Raw genomic sequence first — 12,436 nt, 5'->3', positions numbered from 1 at the left:
GATAAACCTTGGCGTTTGTGAAAATCATACTGGTTAGTTACAGCATGTAATTCTCTGGTAAATCGATACGCGATACACCCGTTTCAACTGCCGCTAATGCAACAGCACGTGCAACACGTGGTAATAAACGAGGATCCATTGGCTTTGGAATAATGTACTCTTTACCAAACTCTAACGATGTCGCACCAGACGCAGCTAATACTGACTGTGGCACTTCTTCTTTCGCAATTTCACGAATTGCATGTACAGCCGCGACTTTCATTGCTTCATTAATCACACTCGCTCGCGCATCTAATGCTCCACGGAAGATAAACGGGAAGCACAGTACGTTATTCACCTGATTTGGATAATCAGAACGACCCGTTGCCATGATCAAATCTTGACGTGCCGCGTGAGCCAATTCAGGTTTAATTTCTGGATCAGGATTCGAACATGCAAAAATAATTGGATTATCGGCCATTAATTTGACATCGTCAGCAGACAATACATTTGGACCTGAAACACCAACAAATACGTCAGCACCGTTAATTGCATCTTGCAATGTACGCTTATCAGTATTATTAGCAAAACGTTGCTTATACTCGTTAATGTCATCACGACGTGTGTGGATCACGCCTTTACGATCTAACATGTAGATTTTTTCACGTTGTGCGCCACATGAAATTAATAATTCCATACATGCAATTGCAGCAGCACCAGCGCCCATACAAACAATCGCCGCTTCAGTGATGTCTTTACCTTGAATATCTAGCGCATTAATCATACCTGCAGCGGTTACGATTGCAGTACCGTGCTGATCGTCATGAAATACAGGGATCTGACAACGTGCAATTAACGCTTTTTCAATTTCAAAGCATTCTGGCGCTTTAATATCTTCGAGATTAATACCACCGAATGTATCGGCAATATTGGCAACTGTATCAATAAATTCTTCTGTCGTACGGTGTTTCACTTCAATATCAATCGAATCGATATCAGCAAAGCGCTTGAATAGTAGTGCTTTACCTTCCATTACCGGTTTTGAAGCCAGTGGGCCTAAATTACCGAGACCTAAAATCGCAGTACCGTTAGTGATCACCGCCACTAAGTTGCCTTTGGCCGTATATTTATAAGCATCATCAGGGTTAGCAGCAATTTCACGCACTGGCTCTGCGACACCTGGGCTATATGCTAAAGAAAGATCATCAGCAGTTTCTGCTGACGTAGTAAGTTGAATAGCAATTTTGCCTGGTTTAGGGTTCGCATGGTAATCCAATGCTTGCTGTCTAAGGTCTGACATACACAATATCCTGAATGAAATGAATGCACATAACTCACCGCCTTAATTCAAGAATAACAAGGTGTGAGAAACAACGTTGGGGGAATTAAAATAATAATCGAATGTAACGCCAAATATTTAACTTTAATTTAACACAGGTCTCTTTTATTTTACACTGAGCTAAACTAGCTAATAATATTGTTACCATTATTCTACAGTAATTTAAGTTGTTTATTCTACCTTTGTACTGGTATGAGGTGTTTATTTTTATATGATTTACTAATTTTAGAAGAACATTTTTATCCAAATGAAAGCATTTAGGTTAAATATTAGTTTTATAAATGTTTCAAACTGTTTTTAAGACATAAAAAAAGGCACCCTAAGGTACCTTTTTGATTCACTACAAAAAATTGTATAAATACAATTCTTATTTTGCAGAAAGAGCGCCAAAACGCTTGTTGAACTTATCAACACGACCACCAGTATCAACATTACGTTGCTTACCAGTGTAGAATGGGTGACAGTTTGAACATACGTCTAGCGTGATGTTTTTACCGCGAGTTGAACCAACAGCGAAAATGTTACCGCATGAACATTTTGCTTCCATAGAAGCATATTCTGGGTGGATACCTTGTTTCATAGAAACCTCAATTTAGTTATGTCGCCATCTGAAACACTGCCAGACACCACATAAAGTTATAGAATTTTTAGGCTGCGAATAATATAGGATCTTGCCCCTAAATATCAATAGCTGATGCATAAATAAACCACAATTAGAAGATTAAACAGAAAATATCAAGACATTACCTAGTTAACAGCCGTAAACTGTTTGCTGAAGTACAGATACAGTCCGTAAAAGAGAGTTAAGTTCATGCCAGTTGTTGCCGTCGCCGTTCCCATACATTTAAGCAGAACTTTTGATTATACCTATTCTGAGAATGAACATATTCAGCCTGGCATGCGTGTCTGCGTTCCCTTTATGAATAAGCAATTAGTTGGTATTGCACTGGTAACCAAAAACGACAGTGAATTTCCGCTCGAAAGGCTAAAGCCAATCATTAATGTACTCGATGACAACGCCATTTTATCCGCTGACATGCTAGCATTTTTTACTTGGTGCGCTGATTATTACCATTACCCGATTGGTGAAGTGATCGCACAAGCCCTACCGGTATTATTACGTAAATTAGAGTCTGCAAAATTAAACAGCTACACATTCTGGCAATTAACCGATAACGCGCATGAATTAACAGCTCAAGAATTAAATCGCTTAACACCGGCTCAATTACAAACCATCAAGTTACTGGCTGAAACAAGGCTAACCCAATCACACTTAAAGTTAGCCAATATCAAATCAACGACCATCAAAGCATTGCAAGACAAAGGGCTAATTAGCCAAGAATACATAGAGGTCCAAGATAACGATGCTCAACACTGGCGCCAGAATCTCGTTATTAGTGATAATCGCCCCTCCCTCAATACCGAGCAAGCGATCACCATTGCGGCGATTGATATTAATCACTTTGCCACTTATCTGCTTGATGGTGTTACTGGTAGTGGTAAAACCGAAGTCTATCTTAATGTCATAGAGAAAGTATTAAAGACCGGTAAACAAGCGCTGGTATTAGTCCCTGAAATCGGTCTCACGCCACAAACTATTTCACGCTTCAAACGTCGTTTCAACGTACCAATTGTCGCGTTGCACTCTGGTTTAAATGACGCAGAACGTCGTGAGGCTTGGCTTGAAGCACAAGCAGGTGTCGCAGGTATCGTAATTGGGACACGATCTGCAATATTTACTCCCATGCATGATTTAGGGGTGATCATTATTGATGAAGAACATGATGGGTCCCTAAAACAGCAAGAAACATTTCGTTACCATGCGCGAGATCTAGCCATCGTCAGAGCACAGCGTAATAACATTGCCGTGGTATTAGGTTCAGCAACCCCTGCGTTAGAAACGCTGCACAATGCCATGACAGGTAAATATCGTCATTTGCAACTAACCCAACGCGCTGGTAATGCCAAGATGCCGAACCATCACCTCATCGACATCAAAAATCAGTCCTTAGATTCAGGCCTCTCTGCTGAGTTCATCGCATTAATGGCGACCCATTTAGTCGCAGGTAATCAAGTCCTGCTATTTCTGAACCGCCGTGGTTATGCACCAGCAGTCATGTGCCATACCTGTGGTTCGATGGCAGAATGCCAGCGTTGTAATACCTATTACACCTATCATCAATCACGTAATATATTGCACTGTCATCATTGCGATGAACAATTTCCAAAACCACGTCGTTGCCCAAGTTGTGATTCCAATGAGATAATCACCGCTGGTTTTGGTACTGAGCAGTTAGAAACCATGCTCAATAATCACTTCCCACAATACCCGATTATTCGTATTGATCGGGATAGTACCAGCCGTAAGGGCAGCTTAGAAAAATCATTAGAAGCCGTACGCAAGCGAGAGTTTCGAATTTTAATTGGTACCCAAATGCTCGCCAAAGGTCATCATTTTCCAGATGTCACCTTGGTAGGGCTCATTGACGTGGATAGCGCCCTGTTTAGCAGTGATTTTCGCGCCCCTGAAAAACTCGCGCAACTGTTTGTGCAAGTCTCTGGTCGTGCCGGACGTGCAGCCAAACAAGGGGAAGTGGCTATTCAGACCCATCATCCCGAACACGAACTTATTCAAGACCTGATCAATAACGGCTACAGCCATTTTGCCCAAACAGCATTACACGCCCGTTCTATGGCCAATTTACCGCCTTATAGCTTTCAAGCTTTGTTCCGTGCTGAAGCCCATCAGTTCAGTGATGCGAACGCCTTTTTAGTCGAAATAAAACAACTTATTCAAGAGCATAACCACAATCCACAACTGCTTTGTTTAGGTCCAATGCCAGCCCCAATGGAGAAACGTGCGGGTAAGTACCGTTTACAATTATTACTGCAAAGTCCACTGCGTCAGCACATCACTCACCTATTACGTCAAATAATGCCCAAAATAGAAGCATTAAAGTCTGCACGTAAAGCCCGTTGGTCATTAGACGTAGATCCAACTGAAATGTTGTAATGATATCGGCATTTATCCATTGATTAGCTAGTCAAATGCCCCTAATCACGCTAAAATGTTCGGTCTATTTCACTCATCATTGCTAGTTAAGAGAATCCATGAAAGAGCATATTATACAGCTGCTAGAGCAGACAGTTACGATCTTAAAAGAACAACAAATCATTCCTGTAGATGCACAACCTCGCATTGCAGTAGATCGTACCCGCGACAAAGCTCATGGTGATTTAGCAACAAATTTAGCAATGATGATGGCAAAACCTGCGAAGAAGAATCCGCGTGAGTTAGCACAATTAATCATTGATAACCTACCAGAATCAGACTTAGTAAGCCGAACTGAAATCGCAGGACCAGGTTTCATCAACATCTTCTTAAACCAAAACTGGTTAGCACAACAGATTGATATCGCGCTTGAAGACGATAACCTTTCAGTTCAAAAAACAACAACGCCAGATAACGTCGTTGTTGATTTATCATCACCAAACTTAGCCAAAGAAATGCACGTAGGTCACTTACGTTCATCAATCATTGGTGATTCTGTAGCACGTACATTAGAACTACTTGGTCATAACGTCATCCGTCAAAACCACGTAGGCGATTGGGGTACTCAGTTCGGTATGCTACTCGCATACATGGAAGAAAAACGCGCTGAAAATGCAGAAATCAGCATGCAACTTTCTGACCTAGAAGTATTCTATCGCGCAGCAAAAGGTCGTTTCGACGAATCTGAAGATTTTGCAACTCGCGCTCGTGAAATGGTAGTAATGCTACAATCCGGCGATGAAGATTGTAATAAACTATGGCAAGAGTTCAACAACGTGTCACTTGCACACTGTCATGACATCTACAAACGCCTAAACGTAAAACTAACACGTGAAGACGTGCGTGGTGAAAGCTTCTATAACAACGACCTACACAACGTTGTTAACGAACTTGAAGCGCAAGGTCTACTCACAGAATCAAACGGCGCTAAATGCGTATTCTTAGATGAGTTTAAGAATAAAGACGGCGATCCACTACCAGTTATCATCCAGAAAAACGGTGGCGGTTTCCTCTACGCAACAACAGACCTTGCCGCAATGCGTTTCCGTCAGCAGAAACTCAATGCTAACCGTATTATGTATTTTGTTGACCAACGTCAAGCGCTGCATTTTCAGCAAGTATTCTCAGTAGTACAAAAAGCTGGTTTCGTTAAACCAGAAACATCGTTAGAACACCTTGGTTTTGGTACCATGAACGGTGCAGATGGTCGCCCATTCAAAACCCGTTCAGGTGGCACAGTAAAACTGGTAGATCTGTTAACAGAAGCTGAAGAGCGTGCTTATACACTGGTAAAATCGAAAAACCCAGATCTTGATGAAGATGAACTTAAACACATCGCTCGTGTTGTTGGTATCTCATCGGTTAAATACGCCGATTTATCAAAGAACCGTAGCAGTGACTACATCTTCAACTTTGACTCAATGTTAAGCTTTGAAGGTAATACAGCACCTTACCTACTTTACGCTTATACGCGTGTTGGCAGTATCTTTAATAAAGTCGATGCTGAAACAGCAGCGAAATTAGCAACAGCGAAAGTACAACTAAACGAAGATAAAGAACAAGAGCTAGCAGGTAAACTTATTCAGTTTAACGAGATTGTTCATCAAGTAGCAAAACGTGCGACACCAAACACCTTGTGTACTTACCTGTTTGAATTGGCCGGTGTATTCTCAAGTTTCTATGAAGCTTGCCCAATCTTAAGCACTGAAGATGAAAACGTTAAACTAAGCCGCTTAAAACTGGCGCAGTTAACTGCTAAAACACTTAAACAAGGCTTAGATTTACTGGGCATTGAAACTTTGGAACGCATGTAAATTATGGCTCGTAAGGATTACGCGGGGCACGCCCCAAAGCCAAGAAAGAAGCGTGGTGCTAAAAAAGCACCACCAACTAAAAAGAAACGTCCGGTATTGGCTATCTTGCTATTTTTATTGCTTGCGATTGGCCTTGGTTATTTTTTAGCACAAGTAAGTGGCACAGCAGAAAAATCAGCACCAGACCCCGTGAAAAAAACACAACCTAAAAAGCTAACGGTAAAACCATTACCCGAAAAGCCAAAGGAAGTGTGGCAATATCCGCAAGACTTGCAAGAAAAAGAAGTCATTGTTGAAATACCGCCACAACAAGACACGGGTATTCGTTACCAAATGCAATGTGGTTCATTCCGTCAGCAATCACAAGCTGAAGCAATGAAAGCAACGATAGCCTTTCAAGGTTATACCGCCAGTGTTCGTCACACCGGTAATTGGTATCGTGTTGTTTTAGGTCCTTACGAACGTAAACGAACTGCAGAAAAAGAACGCCACCAAATTAAACGCGCAGGAGTCACAACTTGCGAAATTTGGCAGTGGAAGCCTTGAAAAACTAAATAGGGATACCCACCTTAGTTTGTATATCGTAATGAAATCGCTTCATATCATATGAGGCGTTTTTTTTACCTATCACAATGAAGCGTGGCTAATCCCAACTCAGCTGCGCTCAAATTAATTAGAGTGGAGTTTATCGTGACTACTATTGTATCTGTACGCCGTGAAGGCAAAGTCGTAATGGCCGGAGACGGACAAGTTTCTCTTGGCAACACGGTAATGAAAGGTAACGCAAGAAAAGTACGTCGCTTGTACAATGGCCAAGTTGTCGCTGGTTTTGCCGGTGGTACAGCTGACGCATTTACCCTTATCGAACGCTTTGAAGCAAAATTACAAGCTCACCAAGGTCACCTAGAGCGTGCCGCTGTAGAGCTTGCTAAAGACTGGCGCACCGACAAAATGTTACGTAATCTAGAAGCCCTACTGGCTGTAGCGGATAAAAACAGTTCATTCATCATTACCGGTAATGGCGATGTAGTTCAACCAGAAAATGATCTTATTGCTATCGGTTCAGGTGGCAACTTCGCACAAGCATCAGCAATGGCATTATTAGAAAATACTGAATTGGACGCTGAAGAGATCGCTAAAAAATCCCTGACTATTGCAGGTAATATCTGTGTATTCACCAACGGTTTCCAAACAGTTGAAACTATCGATTACTAAATTTTACCGAATTAAAGGAAGCTTATTATGTCGTCAATGACTCCAAGAGAAATCGTTTCTGAATTAGACTGCCATATTATCGGTCAGCAAAATGCAAAACGCGCGGTTGCAATTGCACTGCGTAATCGCTGGCGCCGCATGCAGCTAGATCAAGAACTTCGCCAAGAAGTATCACCAAAAAATATTTTGATGATCGGTCCAACGGGTGTCGGTAAAACAGAAATCGCACGTCGTTTAGCAAAACTAGCAAACGCACCATTTATTAAAGTTGAAGCAACTAAATTTACTGAAATCGGTTATGTAGGTAAAGAAGTTGATCAAATAATTAAAGACTTAACAGATGTAGCGGTAAAATTAACCCGTGAACAAGAAATGAAGAAGTACAACGTTCTCGCAGAAGAAAATGCTGAAGACCGTGTACTTGATGCATTGCTACCAAACCCACGTAATAACTGGGGTGAAGAAGAAAAAGCCAGCAATGATAATACCCGTCAAATCTTCCGTAAAAAACTACGTGAAGGTAAATTAGACGACAAAGAAATTGATATCGAACTTGCCGCACCACAAGTGGGTGTTGAGATCATGGCGCCTCCAGGCATGGAAGAAATGACTAACCAATTACAAGGTATGTTCCAAAATTTATCAGGCGGTTCAACGACTAAAACACGTAAGATGAAAGTAAAAGAAGCGTTCAAACAACTTGTTGAAGACGAAGCAGCAAAACTCGTCAACCCTGAAGAATTAAAAGAAAAAGCAATTTTTGCTGTAGAGAATAACGGTATCGTATTCCTTGATGAAATCGATAAAATCTGTAAACGCAGCGATTCAAATGACGGGGGTGTCTCACGCGAAGGTGTACAACGTGATTTATTACCGCTTATCGAAGGTTCAACAGTCACAACCAAACACGGCATGGTGAAAACAGATCACATCTTATTCATCGCATCAGGTGCTTTCCAAGTAGCCAAACCGTCAGATCTGATCCCTGAGTTACAAGGGCGCCTACCAATCCGTGTTGAGTTAGATGCGCTTAAAGCAGAAGATTTTGTCCGTATTCTGACTGAGCCAAACGCATCATTAACAGAACAATACACTGCAATGCTAAAAACGGAAGGTGTGGACGTTAATTTCACGCCAGAAGGTATTGATGGTATCGCTAACGCAGCATGGAACGTCAACGAAAAAACCGAAAACATCGGTGCTCGTCGTTTACACACAGTAATGGAACGTTTAATGGAAGAAATTTCATTCGACGCATCAGATAAAAATGGCGAAAAACTGGTAGTCGATGGTGATTACGTAGGTAAATACCTAAACGAACTCGTAGAAGATGAAGATTTAAGTCGTTATATTCTTTAATTTACGCCTAGCAATAGGCTATAGTTGAGCAGACTAAAGCAAAAAGGCGCTTATCATAAGCGCCTTTTTACCTTAAAAATTCACAAAAACTAACGTCTATGTAGCAATGCACTTTGACTAGCCTCTATCGGTTTAAGCTTTCCTGTAAGCTGACACCAATGACAACGAATCCGTCGAAGTGAATTAAGTTTCTTCTTAAGCCTAGAACGTTTCATTAGCAGTCCTCTGAATTGTCGAAATATGATGTCAAAATTCACCGATTCTCAATTAAATAAGATTAGTTTAGCTTTCACTAATTACCAACCTAGTTTGGCCTTAATTAACGATAAACATATTCAGCGCAATTTAAGTCACTATTTTGTTAATTAAATTATGGTAGTCTAGTAACAGACGTTCACAGATAAAACTAATAAGAAGCTCCTGTAACCATGTCCAGTAAATACCCATGTGTCGAATTTGATAATCCGTATAATTTAACCACTGAATCACAACTTGAAGATAAATATCATAATGAAATTTCACAGTTTTGGGATGAGACTATCACAGAGCATTCACTGCAAGGCGTTGATAACATAACGCTACGTTATGCATCAGCTGTAATCAATGAAACCGGTCCTGCAATTGTGCTCTTAGGCGGACGTTCTGAATCTTATCAAAAGTTTCGCGAGCTCATTTATGACTTTTGCAAACAAGGCTACTCGGTATATTGCGTAGACCATCGTGGTCAAGGCATGTCAGATCGATTACTGAAAAATCTGCATAAAGGCCATGTTGAACATTTTCGTGATTACGTCACCGATTTAAAATTATTTATCGATAAAGTCATTAGCCCTACCCTACACAGTAAAAAATATTTATTATGCCATTCCATGGGTGGCGCAATTGGTAGTTTATACTTACAAAGCTATCACCATGACTTTAATGCGGCAGTGCTAGCATCACCGATGTTTGGGATCAATTTTGGTCAAATACCCCGTCCAATAGCCAATGTTTATAGCCGAGCGATGCATATCGTGAATAAAATTATTCATACCGAATCTTTTTATGCGCCAGGTAAAGGCGACTTTGCCCATTCACCTTTTGAAAATAATCAACTGACGCACAGTCCATTACGATTTGATATTTTCCGTCGTAGTTATGGATTTTACCCACAAACGCAATTAGGTGGACCAACGATTAACTGGCTACAGCAAAGTATCAAAGCCTGTCGTCGCGCGATCCAATACGCGGGGAACATTAAAACACCAACATTGGTCTTACAAGCTGGCGGCGATGAAGTGGTACTTGCTGAAGCACAACAGCAATTCTGTCGCGCATTAAGCCATGAAAACAATCAACACCAACCTGCGGAACCAGTTTTGATCCCTGGTGCTGCACACGAGTTATTCTTAGAAACGGATATTTTTAGGATCCCGGCGCTCACAGTCGCGTTAAATTATTTTGCCAAACATTAAATCAATTACTAGGGACAGTAATCACGATAGAACTCTTTTAAATAAAGTCAATATTGAGGTTAAGATGTATAAAGTTATCGTTTCTGATTTAGATGGTACGCTACTGACACCTGCACATATAGTTTCAGAGCAAACCAAAATCACCATTCACAAACTACTGAAGCAAGGGAAAAAATTTATCATTGCCACAGGCCGTCACAATATCGACGTCGAAGCGATCAGAAAAACCATTGATGCAGAAGCTTATCTCATCACCTCCAATGGAGCGAGAGTGCATAACAGTAAAGGTGAACTGATTTACAGTAAAAATGTGCCAGCAGATATAGCACAAAAAATTGTCGAAATTGAGTTGCCTGAAACTATTCAAGCTAATATTTACCGTGATAACGAATGGTTTGTGAATAAGCCTAACCCAGAGATCCTCAGCTTTAGTCAAGATTCTACATTTTGCTACCAGGTAGTCGATCTCTCGACATTAGAAAAAACAGGTATCGCCAAATTCTTTTTCTGCGGACCCCATGACGATCTTGTGCAACTAGCAGCGCAAATTAACGCGCAATACAGTGCACAACTCAACGTTTCGTTCTCGCTACCTGAATGCCTAGAAGTAATGGACATCAAGGTCAATAAGGCCGAAGCACTGACTGAAGTGCTTAAAATAAAAGGCTTCACCATGGCAGAAACAATTGCGTTTGGCGATGGCATGAATGATGTGGAGATGTTACAAGCCGTCGATAAAGGGTTAATCATGGGGAATGCTTCAGTCATGCTTAAAGCTGCACTACCCGACTTTGAAATGATAGGTCATTCAGCAGAAGACGGCGTAGCCCATTATATTGAAAAAAATATATTATAGTTGATAACAGCCAACTGCATAATAAATTAGAATTAGTTGCCCTGAAAGGAACTCTCGGTAACTGATTAGCAACGAATAATTTAAGGCCTCGATATAAAATAAACCTCGACACGATATAACAAACTTATATTTACAAATTAATTAGAATAGATGACTAAATTTTATAAGAACTTGAAAGTTAACTTATAATTTCTAAATGCTATGATATACATTACCTATTATATTCTTTTACTTATATAGGTTTAATGTGTCAGATTTTACTTACCCCACTACCAATAAAGGTTTTGCATTAAAATTAATTGATGATCGCCAAGCATCATCATCTCAACGGATCGAGTTAAAAGAAAAGCCACTTCCGAAACTAAAATCAGGACAGGTACTAATCAAAATGTTAGCCGCGCCAGTCAATCCATCCGATCTTGTATACTTATTAGGTCGATATGGCATCGCGCCCGTTGATTCTGCATTTGTGGGGTTTGAAGGTTGTGGCGTTGTCGTAAAAGCCAATGCTGGATTATACGGTAAATGGCTTGAAGGTAAGCGGGTATCACTGTCTGCAGTGCCAGGTCTAGATGGTGTATGGGCTGAATATGCCATTACGAGTGCCAATTACTGCCTACCAATAAGAAAAGACATTAGTGATGAGCAAGCATCTACAATTATCGTCAATCCATTAACATCTATTTGTATGATCGATCGCGCTATCGAACTCGGAGCTAAAGCAGTAATCATTAATGCTGCAGCCAGCCAAGTCGGCAAAGGAGCTATTCGTTATGCAAAAATGAAGAACCTAAAAACTATAGCAACAGTCCGTAGTGCCTCCAATGTCGATGTATTAGAAAAACTAGGAGCAGATTGCGTATTGCTAACAACTGCCGACGATTACAAGCAACAGTTAACCGAAGCTTGCCAACGCGTAAAACCGACTGTGCTATTAGACGCAGTTGCCGCACTGGATACGCCGCAAATACTTCACGCAATGCCGAAACGCTCAACAGCCATAGTTTACGGTCGGTTAACCGAAAATCATGATCCAATTGGCGGTCAATTTGGTGTATCCGATGTTATTTTTAAAAATATAAAAATAGAGGGTTTCTGGCTGGCTAATTATTTTGCGAAATCAAAACCATGGCATATTTATGCGCTAAGTAAAAAAGTTCAAAAACTATTCGCAGAAGGGACTTTTCAGACCGATATCTATGGCACCTTTAACTTTGATACGTTCTCAAGCGCACTTGATCATTATGCGAATAATAAAAGTGACGGTAAAGTGATCCTAAAGTTCGCTTAGTATTACTCACTATAATGAATCAAATCAAAAGAACTGACATTTGATAATGTGATGAGCGCTATCACATTATCAAATTT

General features: G+C 40.7%; 10 protein-coding genes. 8 read left to right on the top strand and 2 right to left on the bottom strand.

Going from position 1 to position 12,436, the window contains the following annotated elements:
• Positions 1-37: 37 nt before the first annotated feature.
• Both HWV03_RS00605 and rpmE read right to left on the bottom strand, forming a co-directional pair.
• Positions 38-1,279 carry a malic enzyme-like NAD(P)-binding protein gene (locus HWV03_RS00605; protein WP_211678064.1) on the bottom strand — a complete coding sequence of 414 codons (1,242 nt, stop codon included), beginning with the start codon at positions 1,277-1,279 and terminating at the stop codon, positions 38-40.
• A 406-nt stretch (positions 1,280-1,685) separates the two neighbouring features.
• Positions 1,686-1,898, bottom strand: a complete 213-nt coding sequence (rpmE, locus tag HWV03_RS00600) for a 50S ribosomal protein L31 (protein WP_211673631.1) — start codon at positions 1,896-1,898, stop codon at positions 1,686-1,688.
• A gap of 231 nt (positions 1,899-2,129) precedes the next feature.
• Here rpmE and priA point away from each other — a divergent pair, with 231 nt between their 5' ends.
• From priA to HWV03_RS00560, 8 genes are all read left to right on the top strand, one after another.
• Positions 2,130-4,331 carry a primosomal protein N' gene (priA, locus tag HWV03_RS00595; protein WP_211678063.1) on the top strand — a complete coding sequence of 734 codons (2,202 nt, stop codon included), beginning with the start codon at positions 2,130-2,132 and terminating at the stop codon, positions 4,329-4,331.
• 98 nt (positions 4,332-4,429) lie between these two features.
• Positions 4,430-6,184 carry an arginine--tRNA ligase gene (gene argS / locus HWV03_RS00590; protein ID WP_211678062.1) on the top strand — a complete coding sequence of 585 codons (1,755 nt, stop codon included), beginning with the start codon at positions 4,430-4,432 and terminating at the stop codon, positions 6,182-6,184.
• Positions 6,185-6,187: 3 nt separating this feature from the next.
• Positions 6,188-6,730 (top strand): SPOR domain-containing protein, encoded by a 543-nt coding sequence (locus HWV03_RS00585; RefSeq protein WP_211678061.1) that lies wholly within the window; start codon positions 6,188-6,190, stop codon positions 6,728-6,730.
• Positions 6,731-6,874: 144 nt separating this feature from the next.
• Complete coding sequence (hslV, locus tag HWV03_RS00580; RefSeq protein WP_211678060.1) at positions 6,875-7,399, top strand: ATP-dependent protease subunit HslV; 525 nt, start codon at positions 6,875-6,877, stop codon at positions 7,397-7,399.
• Positions 7,400-7,426: 27 nt separating this feature from the next.
• On the top strand, positions 7,427-8,758 hold the full coding sequence (gene hslU, locus HWV03_RS00575) for an ATP-dependent protease ATPase subunit HslU (protein WP_211678059.1): 1,332 nt from the start codon (positions 7,427-7,429) through the stop codon (positions 8,756-8,758).
• A 428-nt stretch (positions 8,759-9,186) separates the two neighbouring features.
• Positions 9,187-10,212, top strand: a complete 1,026-nt coding sequence (locus HWV03_RS00570) for an alpha/beta fold hydrolase (RefSeq protein ID WP_211678058.1) — start codon at positions 9,187-9,189, stop codon at positions 10,210-10,212.
• A gap of 64 nt (positions 10,213-10,276) precedes the next feature.
• The gene (locus HWV03_RS00565; RefSeq protein ID WP_211678057.1) at positions 10,277-11,068 is read left to right on the top strand and encodes a Cof-type HAD-IIB family hydrolase; all 792 of its coding nucleotides are present in this window, start codon (positions 10,277-10,279) and stop codon (positions 11,066-11,068) included.
• A gap of 247 nt (positions 11,069-11,315) precedes the next feature.
• Positions 11,316-12,359, top strand: coding sequence for a zinc-binding dehydrogenase (locus HWV03_RS00560; RefSeq protein WP_211678056.1), 1,044 nt, complete (start codon positions 11,316-11,318; stop codon positions 12,357-12,359).
• The last annotated feature ends 77 nt before the right edge of the window (positions 12,360-12,436 follow it).

The sequence above is a fragment of the Moritella sp. 36 genome (assembly GCF_018219415.1).
In the GTDB taxonomy this organism is placed as follows: domain Bacteria; phylum Pseudomonadota; class Gammaproteobacteria; order Enterobacterales; family Moritellaceae; genus Moritella.
The sequence above is the reverse complement of the archived record's forward strand: the minus strand, read 5'-3'. Positions and strand labels throughout refer to the sequence as shown.